This is a genomic window from Paraburkholderia sp. RHO2 (assembly GCF_050955445.1).
Taxonomy (GTDB): Bacteria; Actinomycetota; Actinomycetes; order Mycobacteriales; family Mycobacteriaceae; genus Prescottella; species Prescottella agglutinans_A.
Genome location: NZ_CP162618.1, coordinates 181,727 through 206,096 on the forward strand (window position 1 = coordinate 181,727; position 24,370 = coordinate 206,096).

The 24,370-nt window shown below is 65.8% G+C and carries 23 protein-coding genes, 2 tRNA genes and 2 pseudogenes; 14 read left to right on the top strand and 13 right to left on the bottom strand.

Annotation, left to right across the window (positions count from 1 at the left end; translation table 11 throughout):
• The first annotated feature begins 446 nt into the window (after nucleotides 1–446).
• Both ABTV10_RS25945 and ABTV10_RS25950 read left to right on the top strand, forming a co-directional pair.
• On the top strand, nucleotides 447–656 hold the full coding sequence (locus ABTV10_RS25945) for a hypothetical protein (protein WP_499035757.1): 210 nt from the start codon (nucleotides 447–449) through the stop codon (nucleotides 654–656).
• Nucleotides 657–2,269: 1,613 nt separating this feature from the next.
• Entirely contained in the window at nucleotides 2,270–2,902 is a 633-nt protein-coding gene (locus ABTV10_RS25950; RefSeq protein WP_499035758.1) for a GNAT family N-acetyltransferase, read from the top strand.
• A 184-nt stretch (nucleotides 2,903–3,086) separates the two neighbouring features.
• Here ABTV10_RS25950 and ABTV10_RS25955 read toward each other — a convergent pair whose 3' ends face one another.
• Together ABTV10_RS25955 and ABTV10_RS25960 are read right to left on the bottom strand one after the other, a co-directional pair.
• Nucleotides 3,087–3,890 carry a methyltransferase domain-containing protein gene (locus ABTV10_RS25955; protein WP_499035760.1) on the bottom strand — a complete coding sequence of 268 codons (804 nt, stop codon included), beginning with the start codon at nucleotides 3,888–3,890 and terminating at the stop codon, nucleotides 3,087–3,089.
• A 40-nt stretch (nucleotides 3,891–3,930) separates the two neighbouring features.
• Nucleotides 3,931–4,443, bottom strand: a complete 513-nt coding sequence (locus tag ABTV10_RS25960; protein ID WP_499035762.1) for a hypothetical protein — start codon at nucleotides 4,441–4,443, stop codon at nucleotides 3,931–3,933.
• 657 nt (nucleotides 4,444–5,100) lie between these two features.
• On the opposite strand from ABTV10_RS25960, the gene ABTV10_RS25965 reads away from it, so the two are divergent.
• Nucleotides 5,101–5,262, top strand: a complete 162-nt coding sequence (locus ABTV10_RS25965) for a hypothetical protein (protein WP_499035764.1) — start codon at nucleotides 5,101–5,103, stop codon at nucleotides 5,260–5,262.
• 229 nt (nucleotides 5,263–5,491) lie between these two features.
• Here ABTV10_RS25965 and ABTV10_RS25970 read toward each other — a convergent pair whose 3' ends face one another.
• The 3 genes from ABTV10_RS25970 to ABTV10_RS25980 form a co-directional block, all read right to left on the bottom strand.
• A complete protein-coding gene (locus tag ABTV10_RS25970; RefSeq protein ID WP_499035765.1) occupies nucleotides 5,492–7,831 on the bottom strand; it encodes a hypothetical protein in 2,340 nt (779 codons plus the stop codon).
• Between the two features lie 24 nt (nucleotides 7,832–7,855).
• A tRNA-Trp gene (locus tag ABTV10_RS25975) sits at nucleotides 7,856–7,930 on the bottom strand.
• 2 nt (nucleotides 7,931–7,932) lie between these two features.
• A tRNA-Arg gene (locus ABTV10_RS25980) sits at nucleotides 7,933–8,007 on the bottom strand.
• Between the two features lie 943 nt (nucleotides 8,008–8,950).
• Here ABTV10_RS25980 and ABTV10_RS25985 point away from each other — a divergent pair.
• The 9 genes and pseudogenes from ABTV10_RS25985 to ABTV10_RS26025 all read left to right on the top strand — a co-directional run bounded on the left by ABTV10_RS25985 (nucleotide 8,951) and on the right by ABTV10_RS26025 (nucleotide 14,075).
• Entirely contained in the window at nucleotides 8,951–9,175 is a 225-nt protein-coding gene (locus ABTV10_RS25985; RefSeq protein WP_499035766.1) for a hypothetical protein, read from the top strand.
• Nucleotides 9,144–9,467, top strand: coding sequence for a cytochrome P450 (locus ABTV10_RS25990; protein ID WP_499035912.1), 324 nt, complete (start codon nucleotides 9,144–9,146; stop codon nucleotides 9,465–9,467). The genes ABTV10_RS25985 and ABTV10_RS25990 overlap by 32 nt, the downstream gene beginning before the upstream one ends.
• Nucleotides 9,398–9,787, top strand: coding sequence for a cytochrome P450 (locus ABTV10_RS25995; RefSeq protein WP_499035914.1), 390 nt, complete (start codon nucleotides 9,398–9,400; stop codon nucleotides 9,785–9,787). Before ABTV10_RS25990 ends, ABTV10_RS25995 begins: the two co-directional genes overlap by 70 nt.
• 50 nt (nucleotides 9,788–9,837) lie before the next feature.
• Nucleotides 9,838–10,002: pseudogene (locus ABTV10_RS26000) on the top strand (ClpB D2-like domain containing protein); the annotation flags it as partial.
• A gap of 455 nt (nucleotides 10,003–10,457) precedes the next feature.
• Nucleotides 10,458–11,615: pseudogene (locus tag ABTV10_RS26005) on the top strand (lipase family protein).
• Between the two features lie 28 nt (nucleotides 11,616–11,643).
• Complete coding sequence (locus tag ABTV10_RS26010) at nucleotides 11,644–12,072, top strand: hypothetical protein (RefSeq protein WP_499035767.1); 429 nt, start codon at nucleotides 11,644–11,646, stop codon at nucleotides 12,070–12,072.
• 20 nt (nucleotides 12,073–12,092) lie between these two features.
• On the top strand, nucleotides 12,093–13,082 hold the full coding sequence (locus ABTV10_RS26015) for an alpha/beta hydrolase (protein WP_499035768.1): 990 nt from the start codon (nucleotides 12,093–12,095) through the stop codon (nucleotides 13,080–13,082).
• Between the two features lie 92 nt (nucleotides 13,083–13,174).
• The gene (gene mihF, locus ABTV10_RS26020; RefSeq protein ID WP_499035769.1) at nucleotides 13,175–13,486 is read left to right on the top strand and encodes an integration host factor, actinobacterial type; all 312 of its coding nucleotides are present in this window, start codon (nucleotides 13,175–13,177) and stop codon (nucleotides 13,484–13,486) included.
• A 181-nt stretch (nucleotides 13,487–13,667) separates the two neighbouring features.
• On the top strand, nucleotides 13,668–14,075 hold the full coding sequence (locus ABTV10_RS26025; RefSeq protein WP_499035771.1) for a hypothetical protein: 408 nt from the start codon (nucleotides 13,668–13,670) through the stop codon (nucleotides 14,073–14,075).
• Nucleotides 14,076–14,205: 130 nt separating this feature from the next.
• On the opposite strand, the gene ABTV10_RS26030 is transcribed toward ABTV10_RS26025, so the two are convergent.
• Nucleotides 14,206–15,383, bottom strand: a protein-coding gene (locus tag ABTV10_RS26030) for an IS3 family transposase (protein WP_499028023.1) whose coding sequence is annotated in 2 segments (ribosomal slippage) — nucleotides 14,206–15,096 and nucleotides 15,099–15,383 — 1,176 coding nt in all. Because the reading frame shifts where the segments join, the coding sequence is not laid out codon by codon here.
• Between the two features lie 97 nt (nucleotides 15,384–15,480).
• Here ABTV10_RS26030 and ABTV10_RS26035 point away from each other — a divergent pair.
• On the top strand, nucleotides 15,481–15,780 hold the full coding sequence (locus ABTV10_RS26035; protein ID WP_499035772.1) for a pyrophosphohydrolase domain-containing protein: 300 nt from the start codon (nucleotides 15,481–15,483) through the stop codon (nucleotides 15,778–15,780).
• A gap of 364 nt (nucleotides 15,781–16,144) precedes the next feature.
• Here ABTV10_RS26035 and ABTV10_RS26040 read toward each other — a convergent pair whose 3' ends face one another.
• From ABTV10_RS26040 to ABTV10_RS26050, 3 genes are all read right to left on the bottom strand, one after another.
• The gene (locus ABTV10_RS26040; protein ID WP_499035773.1) at nucleotides 16,145–16,873 is read right to left on the bottom strand and encodes a hypothetical protein; all 729 of its coding nucleotides are present in this window, start codon (nucleotides 16,871–16,873) and stop codon (nucleotides 16,145–16,147) included.
• Between the two features lie 47 nt (nucleotides 16,874–16,920).
• Complete coding sequence (ftsW, locus tag ABTV10_RS26045) at nucleotides 16,921–18,216, bottom strand: putative lipid II flippase FtsW (protein ID WP_499035774.1); 1,296 nt, start codon at nucleotides 18,214–18,216, stop codon at nucleotides 16,921–16,923.
• Between the two features lie 400 nt (nucleotides 18,217–18,616).
• Nucleotides 18,617–18,865, bottom strand: a complete 249-nt coding sequence (locus tag ABTV10_RS26050) for a hypothetical protein (protein ID WP_499035775.1) — start codon at nucleotides 18,863–18,865, stop codon at nucleotides 18,617–18,619.
• A gap of 723 nt (nucleotides 18,866–19,588) precedes the next feature.
• Between ABTV10_RS26050 and ABTV10_RS26055 the strand changes: the two genes are divergently transcribed.
• Complete coding sequence (locus ABTV10_RS26055; RefSeq protein WP_499035916.1) at nucleotides 19,589–19,957, top strand: PH domain-containing protein; 369 nt, start codon at nucleotides 19,589–19,591, stop codon at nucleotides 19,955–19,957.
• A 996-nt stretch (nucleotides 19,958–20,953) separates the two neighbouring features.
• Here ABTV10_RS26055 and ABTV10_RS26060 read toward each other — a convergent pair.
• The 4 genes from ABTV10_RS26060 to ABTV10_RS26075 all read right to left on the bottom strand — a co-directional run bounded on the left by ABTV10_RS26060 (nucleotide 20,954) and on the right by ABTV10_RS26075 (nucleotide 23,961).
• Nucleotides 20,954–21,457 (bottom strand): COX15/CtaA family protein, encoded by a 504-nt coding sequence (locus ABTV10_RS26060; RefSeq protein ID WP_499035776.1) that lies wholly within the window; start codon nucleotides 21,455–21,457, stop codon nucleotides 20,954–20,956.
• An 865-nt stretch (nucleotides 21,458–22,322) separates the two neighbouring features.
• On the bottom strand, nucleotides 22,323–22,772 hold the full coding sequence (locus ABTV10_RS26065; protein WP_499035777.1) for a hypothetical protein: 450 nt from the start codon (nucleotides 22,770–22,772) through the stop codon (nucleotides 22,323–22,325).
• 250 nt (nucleotides 22,773–23,022) lie between these two features.
• Entirely contained in the window at nucleotides 23,023–23,643 is a 621-nt protein-coding gene (locus tag ABTV10_RS26070; protein ID WP_499035778.1) for a 3'-5' exonuclease, read from the bottom strand.
• Nucleotides 23,644–23,673: 30 nt separating this feature from the next.
• The gene (locus ABTV10_RS26075; RefSeq protein WP_499035779.1) at nucleotides 23,674–23,961 is read right to left on the bottom strand and encodes a hypothetical protein; all 288 of its coding nucleotides are present in this window, start codon (nucleotides 23,959–23,961) and stop codon (nucleotides 23,674–23,676) included.
• Nucleotides 23,962–24,370: the final 409 nt, after the last annotated feature.

Here is a 24,370-nt window from a genome sequence, read left to right on the forward strand (position 1 = left end):
GCCAGCCGACCGGCTTTCCGAACGCGGACTATAGGCCAGACGCCCCGGCGAAATACCCTCTTCGTCGGAATCTGTTCCGAATCAACAGAAGAGGACGAACTTCTCGCGCCGGCTTTGCCTCGACGCCCTCTGCCGCTATGCTTAGCTCGTCGCATACCAGCTGGCCGGTTTCTGGGGTGAAAATGTAGACCGGCTTCAATCAGGTGCGATGACGCGGCGCCGCGAAGCGGTGCCGAGGGGAGGGAAGAGGGGGCGGGCGGGGCCGGACTAGTGGTGATCCGGCCCCGCCCCACGCGAGCGCAACCCTGATGCCGGGGAGGCGGCTACACATTGCCACCGAGGCCACGCGCAAGGACGACGGGACGTACGAGCGCGGCCAGGCGACACCCCATCGGCCCTGCCCCGCCCCAGAATCGGACCATAGTTCACAGTCTCACGGGGGTGACATGGCGGAAGGACATCGACGGCAGCGCCGACCACGTAGCGCGAAGACCCTGGTCCTGACGCTCTCATGGCTGACGTGCATCGCAGTCGTAGTGTTCGTTCCCGGCACCTTCGCGCTGATCGCTGGTTTCAACATCGCCGCGGCAGCGGCGATCACCGGTTTCACGCTCGCGTGCGTACTGGTCGCCGCATTGCTGGTCAACCTGCGGTGAACACATAGCTGTCCCTCACACCGGCACCGCAACTCGACAAGAACACCGCATTGTCGCCCCTGCGCCGGGCGCGATGGTGGCCTGACGGCCCGTGCCGGCAACGGCGCAGGTTGTGGGGCCAACAGTGCCGGGATGCCGGGAAAGTGGATCGCCAGTGAGGGCACGCCTTCCACGAGGGGACGACGTCGCCACTGCGCGCCCCGCTCCTCGACGGCGACACGACACCGGTGCGATCCGCGTCGGCGCCACGCCGACCGCCTGGACCCTGGACGCAGCGCGGACGCACTGCCGACTGATCATCCGCAACCGCTCCCCCGGGCTCTCGCTTCGCACGAAAGCCCCGATCCTCTCCGGCGGCAGCAGGATCGGGGTGCGGCGCGCCACCAAGAATCTGCTGCCAAGCAGTCGCCGGCGTCCTTCCGAAGTGGATCGGAGAACACCTCCGCGCGGAGTCGGAAGCTGAGCTCGACACGGAGGTGGCGTCCGCGTTGGAGGCGATCTGGCGGCAGGTCCTTGAGCTCAAGGATGTCAACGGCGCTCAACTCTTGGCCGCGCCAGCGAGAGGTGCCGGTGTGTGCGCCGTATAAGGCGCCGCTCAGGCGACGACCCGCATGGCGGCCCGGGCTGCGGGGAAGGAAGCAGCGGTGCAACCGGCTACGCCGCAGGCACCGATGCCGGGTGGCTCGCCAAGCGGAAGGGTACCCAGAGACGACGGTGTGGGCACCCCGGCGCGTCGGCAGATGCCGGTTTGGGTGATCTCATAGATGCCGTCCGCGACGCCGACAAATCCGAATCCGACACCGCCGACCAGCGCCGCGCTCTCTCGCCGGGGGACCCCGCGGACACCGCTCAACGGCCCTTCGCCACCAACATCGCCAGCAAGGTAGTCAGCCGGTCCTCAGCCCACCACTCACCGACCACCGAACACCGAACACCGAACACCGACGACATCGCACAACACTCCCTGCTCGTCCGTCGCCGGCAACGCGCTTTCTTGGTACGTGCGCCCGGCGGCACGGAGCCGGTTGCGTCGTCGGGCAGTAGCGGTCATGACCCGACGTTAGGCACCTAGCGCGGCGCGTCGGCCGAGGCTCCGGTGTCAGGTCCGAACCCGCGGGGTCGCCGACGTGCTCGGTGAAGCCGTCCGTCCACGCCAGCATCGTCGTCGACCACTCGCTGTCAACGCGAACAAGCTGCCACGCGTCGCGGCAACGGCCTTCTGGAATCATTGATTTCGGATGCGGGCCACTTCACTGTCGGTGTCTGCGCCGCGTCCCGAGCGGGCTCACCAGCCAACGCGGCGGTGTCACTTTCCCCGCTCGCATCGCCTAACTCAAGGAATCCGGCTCGGTCGAGGAAGACGCCGACATCGCGCTCGCATCGCACTGCGCTCACGCGGTCGACGGCAGATCGGGATGGCAACCGCCGGCGAGATCAACGGCAGATCTGAAAGGGCCGGCACGGCGCAGCGCAGGACCAGTTCGAACTGGCCTGGCACGGCATCGTGGATCTACCGATGGACTTGCAAGTGTCGTAATCGGCGGCTGAATTCGATGCGCCGCCGTATGATTCGCTGCTTGTATAGGCGTAACCGATTCGGAGGAGGAGTCGCCGTGACTGTCGACTTGCAAGCTGCGGCTCGCCTCGAATTGAGAACGCCTCAGCTGGTATTGCGATTGCTGTCGCACGCCGATGTTGATGCACTCAGCGAGGTGCTGTTGAGTCCAGGGGTAGGCGCGTACTTGGCGCTGCGGACGGCAACCTCCGAGGATATTCGTGACCAGTTGGCAGCCCGAGTCGGCACGAGGATTGGTCCCGACCAGATGTCATTCACGTTCGCCATCCGGATAACGGACCGTCCCGACCCAGTCGGAATGGTCACTGTCACACGAGAGCCGCTTCCCCACCGCGCCACTATCAGCGATATGGTGATCGATCCGCAGTACACGCGCACCGGGTACGGGCTCGAAGCGAGTCGCGCTGCCATTGCATTTGCATTCGCTCTCCCCGGTGTCCGGCGCGTATGGGCGTTGCGGCATCACGAGAATGTAGCGGGCACAGTGCTATTTCAAGCAGTGGGCATGACGGAAGAGGGGCTGCTACGCGGCTGGCTTGAGCTCGACGGACGACTTGTAGACGTCTTCGCCCACTCCGTTCTGAGGGACGAATGGCGTCCCACAGAGCATGAGCATGCTCTCTACCTACAGTGCCAGTCGGTAATAGGCTCGTCCGGCGCCGAGTGGTGAGTTAAGCCGGGTCTGGAAGGATCGCATGACAGCGGACTGGGGCGGGACGTCGATGCCTGGCGATGCCTTAAGGCGCCAATTGGCGGTGGACAGTTGGCGCCGGCGGAGGGCGACTGTCTCCGCCAACGCCGCCAGCACTTCGGCGCGGTGGGTGCGCTGACATCGCGCTCGCTGATTTTCCCAGTCACCCCACTCTGGAGATACTGATCGCCGAAGTGACCATGAAGTTGCATCGCAACTGAAATCTGCCTTCTCTGTCGAAGGCACGCATATCCTGGATCCAGGCTGACGCGCGGTCGGGATCGATTCGCTCGGACTTGACCGCCGCCTCCGCGGCAGGAGCCAGGAACAAGGTCCGGGCGAGCTCGAAGTCGTCGAAGTCCAGTGATTCTGTTTCGGTGGTGATTTCGCCGAAGCCAGCCGCGGACAGCCATGAACTGTGGAGCGCTCCAGCTCGACCGTTCGGAAGAGCGTCGGCCAAGGCAGCGAACATGGTCTCGTCCAAGGGATTGTTCTGGCTGCCAGCCATGAGTGACCCGAAGTCGGTATCGGCAAGGACGATGGTGCCAGCTGGTTTCAATACCCGGCGCGCCTCTACAAGGGCCTGCGCAGGATCTTCAAGGTGAAGGAACATCCGCTCGGATCGATACCAGTCGAACGAGGAATCTGCGAACGGCAGGAACACAGCATCCGCGGCTTCGAAGCGCCGCAGTGGGTACCGGCCGCGGGCCACCACGATCAGCTCGGTGCTCTTGTCCACTCCGAGGACGTCGAATCCCTCGCGAGCGAGCTGATCGACAACGAATCCGGAACCACACCCCACATCGAGTCCGCGCGTGCCGACCACACCTAGTTTGGACCGGACCCGGCCGCGAACATGCAGTGCCTGCGCTGACCCGTCGGCCGCGTCGAGATAGTGGCGGGCGAAACCCGCTCCTTGTTCGTCACGGTCGACGTCAGCGAAAGCACGGGCGGCGGTGTCTGTCATTCTCGGATGCTACGTCGCCGCTTCCAGACATCCATGCTAATCAGAGTCGAACGTGGTTTGCTTGGTAGCTGAGAATGCAGAATGCAGTGATGTCGTCGACGCCGTAGGTTTGAGTCAGCAAGCCAACTAGCTTTGCCATCGGCTGCATGGCGTTGCTTCCCTTCATCGTTGAGACGTAGTCACCGATCTCCGGGTGGCGGTCCCGGTCACCGGCGTAGTCGACAACGAACCCCTCGACGTTCGACGTATTCAGACGCGACGGAGCTACGACCAACGTGACCGTCTTTGGTTGACCGTTGTCCGTGACTCGAGTCGCTGCGAAGGTCGTTGGTTTTGTGACTGAGTGAAGACCGTCGAGCAGTGTTCCGACGCCATCCACGAGTAGACACTCGACCTCGGCGACGGTGTAGTCAGGTCGCAGGCCGAGAATCTCAGCAAATGATCGGGGACCAGTCAGCGCTGGCTCGGCGGCGAAGAAGGTGAACTCGCTAACTGCTAGCGGCTCTGGAGGGGCTTGCGTGCCACTGTCCAAGTCGCCGCTGTCGATCGCCATCGTTCTCCCATTCCGGTCACGTCGTTCCATGTCGACAATAGGCGGCGCGGCCCCTGTTGGCTGGTTCTTCATGTCTGGCGCCGAACACTGTCACCACGGCACGTCGTCACCGGTCGACGACGATGGCCGCCGCTCGCCTCAGAGCGATGTCGGTCGATCACATCCTTCAGCGCCTCGATACGCGATTTCGGCTGGTGACGCACGGCAACCGAAACGCGCCCGACCGGCAGCAGGCCCTCATATGGAGCGTCGACTGGAGCTACAACTCGTGCACCCACAGGAACAGCGGTTGTGGACGCACGTGACAGTATTCGCGCGCAGCTTCGAGCTCGAGGCGGTCAGGCATCCTCTCCGAAGATGCGGTGTACGACGACATCGTTGACCTCATGACGTCGTTAGTCGACAGTCGATCCTGCTCCGTGACGACAGCGACTCGACCGTCTGGTACCGCATGATCTACACCGCCGCGAGTACGGCCACGGCGTGCTGCTGCCGAACGCGGAGTGAGCCTCGCTGCAGCGCCGTCACCGCGATTGGTACCTGCAGCTCGTGCTCGGGGCGCCGGCGGACTGGATCGGACCCAGGCAGGTTACGTGGACGAGCAGGCTCGACCACGGGTTTGCCCTGACGGTTACCCCACAGTCGGCTGCGAGTCCAGTGGTCTACCCTGCAGCTCTCGCGGGCGGCTTTTACAGCAGCCCGGGCGAACTGGCGTCCCGCAAGCCGGGTGACGTGCTCTACTCCCGGGCGATGCCTGCACCGTCCGGCTTCATCAACACCACCGCACTGCAGATCAAGTTCCGGTCGACGAACTGGTAGGGCGACCCGATCGTCGCGGTGACCACCGTGCTGTCGCCGCGCGCCGCCGCCCCGAGGTGCCCGCTGTTGACGAATTCGTCAGAACTCGAACGACTCCAGGTCCCCGACCGCGGTCCCGAGGACCTCGCACTGCGTTCCTTGCACTTCTGTGCGTCGAACCGGCCACCTTCTTCGCAGCTGATCTCGCCAAGCTAGCGAACAAGATCTGACGGCAGGCTCGGAACCTGACTCATCCGAAGTACCAGTGGCGTCCAGCAGCCCATCCAAGGAATCGGCGGCCGCCACCGTCGGAGACGGAGCCGGCCGGGGTGAAACGGCCGCCGTCGAGGATGTGGGCGAGCCCGGCGACGGCGGACGCGATCTGGGGCGTGGTGGCCTGCTCGGACAACCGACGCAGTTGGGCGCGCTGGGTAGCCATATCGCAGTAGCTCAGCAGGAAGATGGCCTGTCGCCAGGCGTAGGCGGCGTTCTTCACCTGGATGAGGGCGGCGTGGCCGTGGGCCGGGCGGCTCAGTCTCTGCAGCGTCCAGTCGAAGGCCCGCTGCGCCGCTTCCGGCGCGATGTCGCGCAGTCGGCGGTCGAGATCGAGCGCGTCGACCAGCGCAGCCAGATTGTGCGTGGTGAGAATCTGGCTCTGCTCGAGCACCGCCCCGTTGCGGGCGACGTAGCTGCCGTTCGTCCCGGCCTCGGTGGCGCGCTGCTTGCACAGCTCGGTGAAATCGAGCGCGGTGGCCTTGTTCCATCGAGTGATGCTGCGTCTGTGCACATCCCATGCCGACATTGCGGGCAGGTCGTAGTACGCCTGATACAACGTGCCATCCAAGGTTCGGCTCGCGGTGATGGCGGCGGCTCGCCACTTCTCGGTGAAGGTGCCCATGAAGATGTCAGCGGCGACTTCCTCGACCAGGGGCAGATCCAGTCCCGCCCGCTGTGCGAGTGCGTGGAACTCACGCACGAGTGGATTCGGAAGCACAGCATGCGGGAAGGACTCGATCGCCAACATGGTTACCTGCCGCAGGAGGGCGCGGGCAGCGCTGGCCTGTGCCGTGGCGTTGCGGCGGTCGCGCAGAGGATTCAGCGCTGCGACCCACGGCAATTCCTCGAACCGGACCTGGTGCTGCAGATCGACCAGCAGCAGGCTGCGCCGCCTTCGGAACGCGGTGTAGAGCTGTTCGAAGAGTTCCGCGACATCCGGTTCGGTGATGTCGGCGGACAGTACCCGCGAGGTGAGCTGGGGAAGGACAGCTGCCAGCATCTCACCCGAGCCGATGATTCCGCGCCGGATCAGCTCGTCAGCGGGTGCCTCCAGAGCACGCATCGCCTTGTCCTGCAGGTGCTGCGGCATCGTCGAACCCACGGGAACAGTGGGGCGGTCGGTTGCTGGTCGGACGATCGCTTCCTCGGCAGCCGTGATCGGCGCAGTGACCGTGTCGAGGGATGGCAGTCCGCCGTCGGCGGGATAGCGGTCCAACCGGGTCGCCAACACTGTTGCGAGATCTGCGAACAACGGTGCGGACAGGCACTCGGCCTGTGCAATGCGTACGGCTTCGCGTCCGGAGCCGCCGGGCTCACCGCGGCGGGTGATCGTGTTGGCGAGTGCACGGCGGACCCATCCGACCTGTCGGGCAGTCAGGCCGGCACCGGCGGCACCGCACCCGAGCAGGGCTTCATACAGCCGCACGAAGTTGCTCTTGCGGTGCGCGTGCCGTCCGCGAAACTCGTGGTCACGACGGGCGCGGGTGAAATCGTTGAGCCAGCACGCGCGTTCGTAATCCCACCGCGCGGGCCAGATACGGCAGGGCCAGCCGCCCCGGACCGTGCCCGAGTCGTCCAGCCGCGGCAGGTCGCCGCCGACGGTCGCGCACCACAGCTCCACCAAGCGGTCGTACAACGGCGTCCACACATCGACGGTGGTGCGCATGAGTGTCAGTTGTTCCGGTGTGGAGACCGCTCGCAGTGCTGCCGCGACCTCACCCACCGACGTCACCCGCACCAGCACGCCTGTCGGGCGGGCTGCGGCGTCGGCGGCGGGGGTGAAGCGCAACCGCGCCATGAACGGCCGCAGGTCGGCGATCAAGTCGAGGGCCTGCTCCATGAGACCTCGGCGCAACAGAAGAGCGACGATGGCCAGCGCCGCGTCCTCTGGTACCTCGATCCGGTAGCGACCGCCGGTGATCAACTTCAGCAGTTCGGCCTGACCGGTATCACCGAGGTACCACAGATTCAGCCGTTCCCGGTCCGTGTCGCCCGGCAACTCCCGCGGCAACCGGGTAAGCAACTCGGCTTCGGCTGCACTCAGCGGCGCTTCGGACAACGCGCGGCCGGTAGCGAAACCGCCGTGCGCCACTTCGAGAGTCACCCAGGCGGGCAGATCTGCGACAGGTGTGCGGCTGCCGACTCTGATGTGCCCAGTCGCCATGCCGTCCAGGACACCCTGCCACCGCTGTGCCTTCTGCTGTGCTCGGGCACGCGCAGTACTGTCGCCCGCACGTACCGCGATCTCGAGCGCACGCGTCAGCTGCCCTGTCGCGTACTGCGACGGGCCGTCCCGAAACGCCTGATCAGACAACGACCCTCCCGAGAGATACGAATGTGGACCTGGCGGCGAGGGTCGAACTCGCGCCCTCCCGGTCTGGAGCCGGGTGCTCTGCCACTGAGCTACACCAGGATTGGACATGGAGGCAGGATTCGAACCCGCGCCCTCCCGGTTAGGAGCCGGGTGATCTACCGCTGATCTACTCCATGAGGCACCGAGATAGTAGCCGACACCGAGATCGGCCTGCACGCAGATTTCGGCGTCCAGGATGAGCAGCGCCTGCGCCGGGCCCCGCGAACGGCAGTCCGCCCCGGTCATCCGCGGATGACCGGGGCTGAGCGCGGTTGGCAAGAAGTTGCTCAGGGCCACGCGGTACACGCCGCCGTCCCGCGTCGATCTCCTCGATCGATCGTTCATCTCGCCTCGAAGGTTCGTTGCGAGGATGCTCACGTACGGGGCTGGCGAGTCGACGGCCTCGAGGAGTCTGTTCCAATCGGCGTTCGTGATATCGGCAGGTCCTCGACGTGCGCGGCGGATCGCACGTCCAGAGCGCAGAGCCCGGGAAGTTCGCGAGGCAACTCGCCACGACTTTGCAGGTAGAGGGCCCGCAAGGCGCGTTGTCACCGGCGATTCTCTGGTCACCGCCCATCCACTGTCGAAAACCTACGGCCCGCACCTGATCCCACCAGATTCACACCGCCCACAGTGCGAGGCTGCGCTGGCAGCCGCGGGCGGCGCAGCGTCGATCGGCGCGGTGGATCGGGCGAGGCTTTCGGTGCCACGGCCAAGCCGAGTGAGCGGGGGCGAAGCCCAGGGTGAATTCCTCGTTCTAAGTGGCGTGGCTACCGCCCCTGCCGTGCGCCGGGCTTAGCTTCGGACAAATGGACCTAACGGACACAAAGCGAGCGATCGCGGCGGGCGCAGGCAGGCCCGAGCACGGAGCGGACGACGCTGAACCACTCGGTAGTCTCCTGGATTTCCCCTCACAACGGGTGTCGGATCACTGTGCCGCGATGAGGGCGGCGCAGGCCCGCCACCCGAGCTCGAGGCCTGCGCGACGACGACCGCGATTGCGCGTGGTCGACTGACCGCGGCTCCAGGCACGCCTGTTGGGGAGCAAAGTTGCGGGTCTCAATGAATGATGGAAGGCCTATGAGCACACATGTCGAGTTCGGGGCCGAGTTGTTCGAAGACCCGTGGAGTGCCTACGCAAATCTGCGGGTAGACGGCGCCGTTCACCGTTTCAGCAGTGGCAACGGCCTCACCGGGTGGCTCGTGACCGACTACGCCCTCGCCCGGGACGCACTGATCCTCGGCGTCCCGAACGCCGGCCATGGCCTCCTCGATGGCCCGGCTTCTACTGCCACTCGTCCGTGAACGCACACGCCGGCCGCAGGACGACCTACTGAGCGACCTCGCGATCGCGCGAGCCGAAGGACGGATGACCCTCCAGGAGATCGTCGCCACGGTCGCGCTGCTCCTGGTCGCCGGGCACGAGACCACAACCAACCTGATCGGCAACACGATTCATACGTTCCTCACACAGCCGGCGGTTGCTGCAGCCTGGCAGCCCGCAGCGAACCCACGATCGAACCGTTCATCGAGGAATCGCTCCGCTACGAGCCGCCGCTGCAATCCACCACACTGCGTGTCGCCGCAGAGAACATGACCCTTGCCGGTCAGCACATCACGGAAGGTGACCTCGTGCTCGTCTCCCTGGCCAGCGCCAACCGAGATCCGAACCGGTTCCCGCACCCCGACGAATTCAATCCGGAACGGGGCGCCCGCGGCCACATCGCCTTCGGCCACGGGCTGCACCATTGCATCGGAGCACCCCTCGCACGGTTGGAAGGCCGCATCGCGGTCACCTGGCTCTTCCAGCAGTTCCCGCACATGCAGATCGACCCGGACGCCCACATTCATTGGCGCCCAAGCGTGAACTTCCGCGGCCTGCAGGCACTGCCTGTGCAATCTGGGGAATCGCGCTAGCTGCCGCGGTCGCGACTGCCAGGCCCGTGTCGACTGCCGAGACCATCAGCATCACCGAGCCGAGGAACGCGCTCGTCAAGTAATACGCCCGCCTCTTCGACATCGACGGCGTCACACTCACCTTAACCACCGCCGCACTCGACACGATTGCATCCCAAGCGATCGCCCGAGGAACCGGCGCACGGGAACTACACGCCATCATGGAAGAAGTGCTCCAACACTTCACCACCTGTAGGTCGATACTGAGTAGTGGCTTCAGGGCGGCAAGATCTATGCCGGTCAAGCGGTATTCGCGTACTAGGAAGCCGGATTCCCTGTCATAGGCCTCTAAATAGTCATCCTCATCTCCATCGTTCCGGCCTAGGTATTCCTCACGGGACACGCGTTCCGGAATCCTGGCAGGTTCGTCGGTGGCGTGGGCGCTAAATACCGGCGGGAGAACCGCGGCTATACCGTGTCGCTGCACTTAGCCGGACCGCGTCCGGCATTCCTATCGGCCCGTCAGAAGCGGTTCGGAAAGGTTGATAGCCTCGGTCGGAGGTTTATACAGACCACATGGTCTGTCTCGGTCCCCGCGCTGCGCGTGCAGGTGGCCCCTCCCAGCCATCGGTGACGCACCCGTGTCGGGGCGCGGTGCAGCGCGTGCTGGGCCAACGATGAAAGACGAGGAATGCTCCCCACATCCACGCCCTCCCGCGTCCAGCGAATCTGCGTTGCAGCGGGCGCTGCGGCTGCGGTCGCCGTGACGGTTGCCCCTCAGGCGACCGCGAGCCCGGTCGTCTACCCGGCAGCTCTCGCGGACAGCTTCTACAGCAGCCCGGGTGACCTGGCATCCCGCGCACCGGGTGACGTGATCGAATCTCGCCTCGTGCCGGCCCCGGCCGGCTTCATCGACACCACCGCGGTGCAGCTGAAGTTCCGGTCGACGAACTCGCAGGGCGCCCCGATCGTCGCGGTGACGACTGTGCTGTCGCCGCGTGACGCTGTCCCGGGTCGGCCGCTGTTGTCGTTCCAGCACATCGTGAATGCGCTCGGCCTCAAGTGCGCGCCGTCGCAGGCGCTGTACACGTCGGATCCGAACCTGATGATCCGTGAGGCACCGGGCCTGAACGTCGCGCTGCAGAAGGGCCGGTCGGTGGCGATCCCGGACCATCTGGGCCCGACGAGCGCGTACGGCGCCGCCCGGCTCGGCGGTCAGATCACCCTCGACGGGATCCGCGCCGCACAGAACCACACCGCGCTCGAGCTGAAGGGCAGCCCAGTCGGCATGGCCGGGCTACTCCGGCGGCGGAATGGCCACAGCGATGGCAGCGGCGATCGCCCCGACCTACGCCCCCGAACTCCGGTTGGTCGGCAGCGCGTACGGGGGTGCACCGTTGAACATCGGGAAGATGGCCACCACGCTCGGCGAGAACCCGCACCCGGTGTTCGGGCTGCGGGACCGGATCGCGAACGCCTGCACGAACGACATCATCGCTTCCGCGCCTGCAAGAGCGTGCGCGAGGGGCCCACCAGCTCAGACCTGCTCGGCTCGGCGCCCGTGCAGGCGGTCCTCGACCACAACAGCGTCGAGCACACCGCGTCGGTGCCGAACGCCCCGGTGTTCGAGTGGCACGCTGGCCAGGACGCGCTGATCCCGGTCGATTCGATCACCAGCACGATGCGCCGCTACTGCGACGCCGGCGTCCCGGTCCAGTCGAAGGTCGTGTGGAGCCCGGACCACCTGTCCGCGGCCATCCTCGGGCTGCCTGATGCGCTGCGGTTCCTCGAGGACCGGATCGCGGGCGCACCGGCATCGACGACCTGTGACCACGGCACCACGGCGTGAAGACGAGGTTCGATTCGATGGGTGAGACATGGATCAGGTAGTCGAGGCGCAGAAGAACGTCGCGAAGACGCTCTATGACAACGTCGTCCGCGAGTACGGGAAGGACTGCATCGTCGAGTTCTTCTCTGCAGGGTCTGTCGCGGAATCGGCAGCGAGGCTTGTCGAGGTCGACGGCAGCGTTTCGGCGAAGGTAGGCGGAGCGGAGCGGGCGGGTGTGGCGTGGCACCGGCTGCGGAACGTCATGGCCGAGTGTGGTGGCCGCGGCGCGTGGTTCTCGGCGACTCTGCGTGTGACCGTCGACGGCAGATACTCGTTTCATTTCGACTACGACAACGAGCCGAGCTGGCGCCTCCGTCCTCTCGAGGAGACCTATCTCGCCGACCTCGAGAACTTCCCCCGGCCGCTCGACCAGATCCCAACCTGGCACCCAGGCCACCCGTCCCGACGCCCGGTGTGATCACCGATAGAGGAGAAACCATGAGCATGAAGAACATTCGAACCAGGTGGCGACGCGTAGCGCTGGCCGCCGGGGCTGCTGTCGTGTCGACTGCCACCCTGCTGGGCGTCGCGGCGCCCACCGCCGCGGCAGCTCCCGTTGCGTACCGGGCACCCGCCGGTGGCTACGAGGAAGTGTTCGTCAACTCGTCGATGGGTCCGATCAAGGTCCAGATCCAGTGGGCGGCGCGCGGCGGCAACGCCGCGCTGTACCTGCTCGACGGCCTCCGCGCACGGGACGACCGCAACGCGTGGTCGTTCGAGACGAATGCGCTCGACCAGTTCCGCGACGACAACATCACCCTGGTGATGCCGGTCGGCGGCCAGTCCAGCTTCTACTCGGACTGGTACGCACCCAGCAACTTCAACGGGCAGAAGGTCACCTACAAGTGGGAGACGTTCCTGACGCAGGACCTGCCCGCCTACCTGGCGACCCGCGGCGTCTCGCGGTCCAACAACGCGATCACCGGTCTGTCGATGGGCGGATCGGCCGCACTGACTCTCGCCGCGTACCACCGGGACCAGTTCAAGTACGCCGGTTCGTTCTCCGGCTACCTGAACATCTCCGCACCCGGCATGCGTGAAGGCATCCGGATCGCGATGCTCGACGCGGGCGGCTACAACGTCGACTCGATGTGGGGTCCGCCCTGGAGTCCGGCGTGGCTGCGCAACGACCCGTTCGTGTTCGCCCCGCAGCTTCGCGGACTGTCGATGTACATCTCGTCGGGCAACGGTCTGATCGGCGAGTTCGACCGGCCTGTCGGCTCGGTCGGCTCGTTCAACACCTCCAACGCCATGGGCCTCGAGGCGCTGGCGCTGGCGAACACGCGGGCGTTCCAGCTGCGGCTGAACTCCCTCGGGATCCCGGCGACGTTCGACTTCACCAGCGCCGGAACCCACTCGTGGGCGTACTGGTCCGAGGAGCTGTGGAAGTCACGCCCGCAGATCCTCGACACCATGAACGCCTGGTGACGACACTCGTACCTGTCGGAGGCGCGTACTACGGGCGCACGCGACGCTGACCAGGCGCGACATTCCGGCCACTGCGAACGAAGGACGTATACATGGCACTGCCCACCCTGACCCCCGAACAGCGCGCCCAGGCGCTCGAGAAGGCCGCCGCCTCCCGCCGGGCGCGAGCCGCGCTGCGCGAGGAACTCAAGACCGGCAAGGCGACCTTCGCTGAGGTCCTCGGCCGCGCCGGCACCGATGAGACTGTTGGCCGCGCCAAGGTCCTCTACATCCTCGAGTCGGTGCCGAAGATCGGGAAGGTCACCGCCGTCGAGATCATGACCGACCTCGGGATCTCCGAGACCCGACGCATGGGCGGGCTCGGTTCGAACCAGCGCGCCGGACTCCTCGAACGACTCGGCTGATCCGACAGCCTGACGGGCGCCTGCGAGTTACTCGCAGGCCCCCTTCGCGTTTCGGTCATGTCGGCCCCTCCGCTCAACACCCACGAACTCAACATCCGACAACACCGCCAGCGCATCCCCGAACCCGTTCTCTCCGGGTGGTGATATCAGTGCAGGCCACAGCGCCTGACAGATTCGACCCATGCGACCCCGGCTCTGCCTCGCCGCGCTATTGCTGGCCCTCGCCCTCACCGCACGCGGCGATACAGAGCCCGACCAACCCCGTTACCGGATCGACGTCTCCGTTGACGGCCCACCGGCACCCACACCGCCACCTACCGTCCAACTCCGCCCCGACCCTGACACAGGGGCACTCGCCGCCCACGACATCGAGAACGCCGTCCGCACCCTAGCCACCGCAGACATCGCAACAGACGGCGTCAAAGGCACTATCGAGAACGTCCGATGCCTCACCGGAGGACTACCACTCGTCTTCCCCACAACGGCGCTCTGCGACGCCACCATCGACTCTCAAGGCGTCACACTCACCTACACCTACGGGATCCGCATCACCGACACCCAGGGCCACATCGCCATCACACGCCCATAACCCCAGCCCAAACACGAAAGGTGGAGGGCCGAGCCGCACCCCGAACGATGGTTGAATGAGCGGATGCAAAACGGCGATGCGCTAGAAGTCCATCGAAAGGGACTGCTGCACGATCGGGTGACAGATTCGGTCACGCAGCCTGAGTGGCTGGTGTGGTCATGATGGTCTCGTATTCGACGGGGGTCAACTTGCCGAGCCTGGCCTGACGTCGGCGGCGGTGGTAGGTCCGTTCGATCCACGTGACGATCGCGATCCGGAGCTCGTCGCGGGTCGCCCACGGACGGCGGTCGAGGACGTTCTTCTGCAGCAGGGCGAAGAACGATTCCATCGCCGCGTTGTCGCCGCAGGCGCCGACCCTGCCCATCGATCCGGCCATCGCGTGCCGGCCCAGCGTGCGGACGAATTTCCTTGAGCGGAACTGTGATCCGCGATCGCTGTGCACAACACAGCCGGCCACCAGATCACCCGCCGCAGCCCGACGGGCGGCGGCCGAGTCCAGGGCGTCGACAGCAAGACGGGCCTTCATCCTCGAGTCGATCGAGTAGCCCACGATGCGGTTCGAGTACATGTCCTTGATCGCACACAGGTAGAGCTTCCCCTCGCCGGTGTGATGCTCGGTAATATCGGTGAGCCACAACATATTCGGTGAATCAGCCGTGAAGTTCCGCTTGACGAGGTCGTCGTGGACCGGCGGCCCCGAGCGGACGTTCTTGGTGCCTCGCTTCTTGCCGAACGAGCTCCACCACTTGTTCTCCGAGCAGATCCGCCACCCAGTGCGCGGCGCCATCTTCTGGCCGGCGTCGGCGGCCTCGTCAACGAGGAACCGATACCCGAACTCCGGGTCGTCGTGGTGAGCGTCGAACAAGGCATTCGCCCGATACGCCTCGTCGCGCTCGGCAGCAGTCACCGGCGCGGCCAGCCACCGGTAGTACGGTTGGCGCGCGATATTCAGCACCCGGCACGTCACCGCGACAGGGATTCCGTCGGCGGCCAACTCGCGGACGAGCGGGTAGATCATTTTCCCGGCAGGTTCGCCTGCGACAGGTAGGCCGCAGCCCGGCGCAGGACCTCGTTCTCCTGCTCGAGCAGCCGGATCCGCTTCTTCAGCTCGCGGTTCTCCCTGGACTCCTCATTAGTCGTCCCCGGCTTGATGCCGTCTTCGACATCGGCCTGCTTGAGCCAGTTGGCCAGGCAGGATTCGCTGATGCCGAAGTCGGCCGCGATCTGCCTCAGGTGCTGGCCTGGTTCACGGCCTCGGGCCACACGGACGACGTCGTCGCGGAACTCCTTGGGGAATGGCTTCGGCACGGTGCACATCCTTCCAGTGGCACCTCTCGGCACCACAGATCAGATGTCACCTATCCGTGCAGCAGTCCCAAAGCTAGTCCGAGACAACATTCCTGACGTGATAATCGCCAACGGCGACCGTCCCCACTGGCGGCACATGGTTGATGACTCGGACTACCTGGCGGCACTCCACACCAAGGTCGTGGAGGAAGCCCAGGAACTGCAAGACGCGTCGCCAGAGAACCGGATCCATGAGTTGGCCGACCTGTTCGAAGTCGCCATCGCCTTGATGGCCGAACTCGGGATAACGGAAGCCGAGCTGAAGGACGTGGCCGATCGGAAGCGCGCAGCCAGGGGTGGTTTCACGCAGCGAATCTGGCTCGAGCACGTCGAGTTGGGCAACGCGACTGAGTCGTAAGCCGACAAAATAGAGGCCCGGCCGGCCCAGGGGGAAAGCCTCCACCTGCATCAGATCGGGTCGACATGCTCAATCCGTGCACGCGATCCTGCGCCGATTTACCTGGCCCGGACGACTTCTCGGCCACCGTGCCCGCCGCACGGAGTAGCCAAGGGAGGTCCCGAATTCGAGAACGGACCGGGGGCATCCCGTGCACACGATCGGCCTGTCAGGAGTTCTAGCGCGTAGGTCGTGCCATCGGAGATGTCGATTCCGCGTTCAGCGAGCCGACCTCCCAGTGCGTACTCAAACGGCGGCGCTTCAGCCAGCAGCGCGAGCACGCAAAGATCCAGCACTCCACGCAGCATGACGGTGCGACGGTCGGTCACAGGCGCCCTTGCGTGGACGGCGGTTCGGCGATCGGCGGCAGGCTGGGTTCATAGGTGACAAGTGTGGAGTCTGCCCACAGTCGGGACTGGATGCGCGCGATGCGGTGCCCCGGGCGGGCGCGAGGGAGCGTCGATTCGGAGACCGGGTCGCCGACCATGCGGCGCAGGAACGTCAGGATCGGCCGCGGTCCGCCGTGTTCGAGCGCGTACGTGTCCGCCGCGGTTTCCGCCGTCCAGTGGTACCGAGTCCATGCCGCAACAAGAAGCGCGCCCGCAACGGCGAAGGCGCCGAGCAATACCTGTAGCGAGGGGGCGAGATTCTCGTCAGATGTGTTGTGGGTGTCTCGAAAGACTGCCACATGCGCGAAAACCACGCCGGCGGCCGCGAGCGTCCACCCGAGCCAGCGGAGGATTCGCGCGTGGGCGCGGCGGGCGCGGTGGCCGAGCGCGTGCAGGAGCATCCCGTCGACCGCGGCGACGTCGAAGATGTCGTTCTCGGTGGGCGTGTAGTGCATGCGGACGGTGTCGGTGCTGTTGTCGTAGACGGCCGGGCATACGCATTCGTGGCCGCTGGTGTCGACCGCCACGATCCACGCCTTGGGCGTGCCCTTCTGGCCGGCGAGCGTGCACAGCCCCGCGAGCCGGTCCGCGAGCCATTCCTCGGCTGCTGCGGCGTCGGCGAATGGCCCGATCGAGCCGTCCTGGCTCACGGTCACCTTCTGCATGTTCTCCCCCTGTCCCCTATTTGCGCCCCGCGGTGTGCAGGTTGGCGCTACCGCCGTGATCGAGTCGACCGTTCCCGCTGGTCGCTCTGCCTCTCATCGACGCTGCGCTGGCGTGCCCGGGGCCGTTCCTGTGACTGGCGTGCGGTCCGCCCGGAATCGGCGGGAGCGCGCTCGCCGCGGGCACGCGGTGCTGCCCGAGAGGGACGGGCATTCGCTGGTCGGCCGAACACGGCTCGCATCCAGCGGCCACCGCCGCTGTTCATCGAGACGAGCGCTTCCGGTTCACGTAGCGCGGCGTGGGCGATGAAGCCGAACATCATCATCGTGGTGATCATCGAGGTGCCGCCGGCCGAGATCAGCGGCAGCTGGAGGCCGGTGACGGGGATCAGGCCGGCGACGTAGGCGATGTTGATGAAAGCCTGGAGCACGATCCATGTCGTCGCGGTGGCCGCGAGGACGCGCAGGAACGGGTCGGTCGAGCGCCGCGCGATCCGCATGCCGATCATCGCCACAACCGCGAAAAGAGCGATCAGCAGGAACGCGCCGAGGAACCCCAGCTCCTCGCCGATGACCGCGAAGATGAAGTCGTTGTGCGACTGCGGCAGATAGCTCCACTTCGCATCCGACTGCCCCAGCCCGGTGCCGAAGACGCCGCCGTTCGCGAGGGCGTACTTCGCTTGAATGGTCTGGTAGTTCAAACCCATCGGGTCCATGTCCGGGTTCATGAACGCCTTGATCCGGTCCGAGCGGTAACCCGCAGTCAGTCCGAGTACGACCGAGGCGGCGGCGCCCGCGATCGTGATCGCCGCAACGTATCTCGCCTGGAATCCGCCGAACCACAGCACCGACATCACGATGATGCCTATCGTGATCATCGTGCCCAGATCGCGCTCGAGCACGACCAGGGCCAAGACGATCACGCTGACCAGCGCCAACGGTTTGAGTGCGATGTTCACGTCGACACCGGCCGACAGATACGTCGCCAACAGATGCGCGCACCAGATCACCAGCGCGACCTTCGCGAACTCCGATGGCTGGAAGGAGATTCCGGCGACGACGAACCAGCTCCGCGCACCCATCTGCTCGACACCGATCCCCGGGATGAGCACCAGCACCAGCAGGACGCCGGCGATCCCGAGAACCCATGGTGCAAGGGCGCGCATCGCCCGTGTGATCACGCGCACCGTCGCGACGAAGACGACAATGCCGATGGCCGCGTACATCGCCTGGGGAAGGAACCGCGCATACGGAGACCCCGACGAGACGAAGGACTCGACACTCGACGACGACAACACCATCGTCAGCCCCACCGTCACCAGCAGCGCCGTGACGCTGAGGATCACGTGAAAATCGAACAGTGGCCGCGATGACCACGCCCCAAACCGGGTTCGCGGTGACGGTGCCCGACCGCGCTTCACCCCTCGGCTCGTACTCGCTTCGCGAGAGGACTCGAACACCGAGTCCGTCGAACGGTTTCGAGCCCGCTCCCCCGCCAGATTCGCTTCCGACTGTGCTCTCACCGTTCGATGCTCCCACGAGGCGGCAGTCTCCCCTTCGGAAGCTTCTGCTGCGCCGAGTCTCGGAGATGCGCCCAGACCACCGTGGTCCCGGGAGGTTGACTCCCGAGGGCAACGAGAACACGCCTTTCGAGTCCACTGGTCATATACCGAACCAACCGATACGTGCGCCGACTGCAACGGTGCACCAGGACGCCATCTGATGCACCGCACGGTTCCGTGCCGGCTAGTTCGACGTGACGCCGCCCTGGGTCATGATCTTGCGCAGGACCTTCTTCACGCCGGGCTGACCGTTCTCGGTCATGCAGGGCGCCTGACCGGACTCGGACTGCAGCGTCGTCATGCCATCCTGGATCGGGGTGCACGTGCCGTAGTAGTACGGGCCAGGTGCAGCCTGCACGACGCCAACTCCCGCGAACGTCACCCCCGCGGCAACGGCAGCCAGCAGGAGCCCTCGCGTGATCTTGTTCCCCATCAGATTTCCTCTCTCGTGGTTTCGGGTCGGGCTGACTCGCTCGAGGATTTAGATGCGTTGGCGACAGAAAGGTTCCGCGCTTCTCAAACATCATCCGCCGCGCGTGTCTGAAACAATTCCGGCGCGTGCACTGCGAGTCGCGGCAACCGGATGACCGGAAGCCCGCCGCGCGATGAGGAAGGAACGGTCGGATGTGCACCAACACGTACTCAGAGTGTATGCAGTATCCGCTGATTCAGCGCCTGGACAGGATCTCCGAAAAGGCTGGCACTCAGACGAATTCCGCGTCGTCTGGCGAACCATTTCGGACGTGCGCGCCGCGAGACCATAGTCACTACGTGAGCCTGGCTCACCCGGGTCAACATCGGTCACGCAGCTCGAGGACCCGTCGCTCCCCCTGTGAGAGAACGAGGTGTCGATTGTCATGACCACATGTCCCCCACCGCGATCACGCTCGCACCTGGAGGAGTACCAGCGTGCAAGTGCTCGAGGAGACGAACGAGGACGTCGACGTCGCGCTGCGATTGTGCGTCGCGGTCCGGCGAGATACGCAAAGGCCGTGGCCCGATCCAATAGTGCGTCGTGATCAGTTGTGGAGGCGGCGCCCGGATCGGCACCAAATCTGGCCTCGGAGCCGAAGCTGGGGCGCCGTGCCGGATTGGGATGGATGGTGCGTAATGTGGCGTCGAATCGACACAGGTGAGGAGACCCGCGGTGGGATTGATGGATGGGTTGATGGGCAACGCTGGGGTCATGGATCCCGCTACCGCCAACAGCGAGTTCGGCAAGTTGCTGGGTCACGGTGAACAGATCCATGCGGCATACCAGCTGTTGCGCGATTCGTTCCTCTTCACCAATCGGCGGCTGATCCTCGTCGACAAGCAGGGCATCACCGGCCGCAAGACCGAATACCACAGCGTCCTCTACAAGTCGATAACCCACTTCTCCGTCGAGACGTCCGGATCGTTCGATCTCGACGCGGAACTGAAAATCTGGATCTCCGGCAATCCGATGCCCATCCAGAAGCAGTTCTCCAAGGGAGTGAGCATCTACGAAGTGCAGGCACTGCTCACCCATTTCGTCACGTCGTAAGCCAGCACCGATCGAGGCTGATGCCGGTCCGCGACGGCCGTGCCGCCGCGGACCGGTGACAAGACTGTACGGCGCCTGCCGCTCACGCTTGTGCGGGGTTCCGTCCGGTCCCATATCACCGGGCCGCTCGGTCACGCCGTCGATCGGCGGAGCCAGTGCCTGTCCGAGGTCCTCGATGCGGTCATCGCGTGGCGTGCATAGGTCGGCGAGGTGGCTGCCACGACGCGGATCAACCACCTCGGATGACACCCACGGGTCGAGTCCGTAATACCGAAGCGGCACATCGCATTCCATGTACAGGGTGTTTACGCCGATCTCGCCGAGAGAAGCGAACACGCAGCGGCCGCATCGACCAACCAGTCCGGCGTGTGAGTGGCATCGGTGCCGATGCACAGTGCCGGGCGTACGGCGGCGGGGTCCTCAAAGCCAGACGGTTTCACCGGGATGGTGCTTCAACCGGCGCCGCAACAATCACACTTGACTCGCCGCCGCGGGTGACATCGGCGATCCCGCACGGGGCCTGCCGAGGCCAGGTTCGGTCGCGAACAGCACGCGTAGGGCGCCCGCCCAGATCAGCGCAGCGCAGCGCCGAGCATGTGCACGACCACGAGGGCTCTGGAGCAACTCCTACGGACCGGAGCATGCCCACCAGCCCCTGGGCGAGGAACAGCGCGATAAACACGCCGGCACGGGAGGCGACCGTGGCGGTGCCAGCGCGGCGTGCCATCAGTAGCACCGATGTCGCGACGGCAAGCGTGGCCGTCGCGACGATCGCGTGAACGATGACCATGGTCGTCCAGTCGAACGGCATCCGATGCACATCCGCTGAGTCACCGGCATGGACGCCAGATCCGGTCACCGCGGTACCGATCACCACGAGCGCGCCTGTGGCGGCGAGCAGTCACCGTGCCCGCGCTGGCAACGCCGGATCGGCGGTCGCCGTAGTGGCGGATCTGTTCAGCCGCCCGACAAGCTCGAAGGTACACGCAGCGGCCGTCAGCAGGAGTTTCGCGAAACGAGATGCGCTGCAGCGATATACGGGCTCAACGGGGCGAGCACCGTCACACCACCGACCAGCGCGGTGAGCACGATCAGCCAGAACTGCAGCCATGCCGCCCGCAGCACCGCACGATCGGGCTGCCGCTGACACCGCGCAATGATGATCAGCGCGCCGACCGCGACGCACAGCGCCCCGGTTAGCAGTCGGTTGCCGAACTCGATCGCGCCGTGGATCCCCATCTCGGGCGTGGGCGCCAAACCTCCCCCCGTGCAGGACGGCCACGTCGGACAGCCCAAACCGGAGCTGGTCACTCGGACCACACCGCCCGTCACGATGATCATCACACTCGTCGCGACCGACACAGCCGCGGCCGCACGAAGACTCCCCCACCCGAACGACACACGACGCGCGAGCCACGACAACGGTGACACCACAACCCCCTCGTATTGCTGCGATACCGAACCCCCGTACCGAGCGGGCGCCAGCCTCCTCCCGATCACTAGTGGTGCACGGAATTCACAGGTTTAGGCGCTGACCACATCCATGCCGGTCCTCGGACCCGACGGAGGCTGCACGGCGGGGACACACGCGTCACCGCATGCGCGCCGTGACGGTCGACGCCTGGGAGACATGTCAGTTCGAGTCGACGTCGGGGCCGGCACCGCCACTGCCAATTTTTGGTTGGAGCACAGATGCTGGCCTCAGTCTGCTGAAGGACCGCCCTGTGTTTGCTTTCGCCTCACCCCGTCCGCGCCCGCCGTATACCCGTCGTGCCCGCAGCGCGCTGATCGTCGCTATGACTGCCACGGCCGCCGCGCTGGCCCTGACCGGCTGCGAGGACGCCGACGCGACGGCAGCCCGGACCACGACCACGGTCGCACCGTCGGCGTAGTGGAAGGTGGTCCGCACGATCGTCGCCGGGTTCCAGATAGCTGGCCCTCCGCATCGGCGGGGGTTCGCCGGGCTGGCGGCGGCGTTGAATGCATCGACGACGGTGGCGGGTTCCGGGCCGTTGATTCGTCTTGACGCCGTCAGTGGTGACGGGGTTGGGGTCTCTTCTCCCCCGACCTAAGACTACGAGCCCCTGCCCCTCGCGGACCGGAATCGGCATGCAGGACCGTGCCGAGCGCCGAGAGCGGGTCTCGATCTTCGGCCACGGCCGACCAGGTGACCGGCTACCGGCCGGGACGTGTCATGTGCGTTGGCCATGGCGCATCGACGAAGCCAGGCGACTTGTCGCAATCCCGGGAGAACGGAGCCGAGCCAGTAACTGAGCACGCCACCGGCGGTACCCAGCACCGTGACGAGCGCACGTCGGTAGTCGACCGCATCTCCTTCGCGGCCCCTCGTCGAAGAACCGTGGAATCACATTTGGCCTGCCCAGATGTAGATACGCCGACCCTGGTCCACCGCTGGATCCCATACCGCCGACAGCACGCCCCGCGCGGGCAGTACCGACTCGCAATGGACCCAGGTCACCGACGGTTTAGGACTGTATTCCGACGGTAGCGGACCCAAATCACCGGTCGTGGCGGGGCCGCATGACGTCAGCTCAGCATCACTACGCAGGGTGTTCGCGCGGGCACCGGAGTTCGAGTCAACGACCAGGTATGCGGACGAGTCGGGAAATGAACCGTAGTACTTGGCGTACACGATGGTGTCCTCGTCCGTCAGGTGCAGGCCCAGGTTTGTGGCCATCTCCGCGGCGGCCTTCTCGTCCGATCGTGCGACATGCCAGTGGTAGAGCCGAGGGCCACCGAACCAGAGAACCAGCGCTCCGACCACGACAACCGCGGCAACGATGCCCGTCCACATTCGCCGCGATGGTTTCGGGAAGAGCGTCATCTCCCGATATGACCACACCGGACCGCCCTTGATGACGGCGTCATACCGGTCGTGTCCGACAACGTCGGCGCGGCCATGGGTGCGCGTTCTGCGGTCCGCTCGCGAAGATCCTGGCCAACTCAGCATCCGAGAAGAGCTGGGAGACGGTCTTCGGCGGGGTGGTCATGGTCCTTCCGGTCGTCGGCAAGACCCAAATGCTGGGAGGTGTCGTATTCCCTGGTCAGGGTGCCTGTTTCGGGGCCACGCCGAGACCGTCGGCGTAGGCGTCGACCTCGTCGGCGATGCTGCCGAGCGCAGTCAGGCCGTCGAGGTCGGCGCGGCCGTCGGCGAGAAGCTGGAGCACCGCACGGGTGGCCTCGATGTCGGCGAGGGCGCGGTGGCCGCTACCCAGCCGGAGTCGGCCATCGGGGCCGAGTCCGAGGGCCTGGCAGCGGCGGGCCATGACGCAGTGCCAGCGCGCGGGATCGAACAGGTGCGCGGGGTCGATACCGGCGCGGCGACAGTCGTGCAGGACCCGGTCGCGGTCGAACGCCGCGTTGTAGGCGAGCACTTTTCGCGTGGCGGTGAGCGCGGCGAGGCGGGCGTGCACCTGCGGCCAGGTCGGTGCACCGGCCAGGTCAGCGTCGGTCAGCCCGTGCACAGCGTGCGCGTCGGGGTGGATCGGCACCGCGCCGGGGTCGACGAGGGTGTCGAGCAGGACCTCACCGGTGGCGGCGTCGATGACCGCGATCTCGATGATCGAGCCGTCGAGGCTAGTGGTTTCGGTGTCGAGGATGCAGGCCGCACCGGGCGCGAGCATCGCGGCCGCCCACTGGCGGGCGGTCAGTGCAAAGGTGGGCACTGCATCCTCCTCGGTCCCGAACATGGTCCCCTACCCCTCCGACACCTCCCCCGTCGCGGCGAGGTAGTAGCCCTTACCGGACGGGGCGGTGTGCAGGCCGTCGACCTTGATGCTGACCACGCGGCCGGGCGCGGTGGTCTCGCCGGTCTCCTGGTTGTGCGCGGACACGACGGTGCAGACGGCGGCGGTGCCGAGCGCTCTGGCGTCCTCAGACCGGTCGACACGCAGGGTGCGGCGCGCGGTGCCCGTGGGGTTGTCCAGCCACTGCTGGCCGACGCGGATCTCGTCGCCATGTCGGTTGATAGTGGTGTCGGTCATCGGATCTCCTCAGTGCGGGTGGGCCTTGCCGCAGAGCGGCTCCGCCTCGCCTGGAGCGCCGAACCCCAGATCACACCACCATTCGGATAGAACAGCGCCCTCCGCTCCGATTACTGGAGTGGGGGGCGCTTGCCGTTCAATTAGTGTGGTTCGCGTTGGCTGGTCGGAGCTGATGATGCAGCCTCGACTCCAGGGTATTGATCGCGCTTTTCCAGAGACTTTCTCAGCCCCGTGACCTGTCGACATGGGTGGCGTCTTCCCTCCCTGCCGTCCGGTGCGGCACTGTTGCCTGCACCATTGAGGTGCGGGCTCGATCGGATTCTCGAGCGCTCTCGCGGGCAGTGGCGGGTGTAGACCTTCTTCGGGCCGGATATTCCAGAGGCTTTCCGGGCAACGCGGACATGGGTCG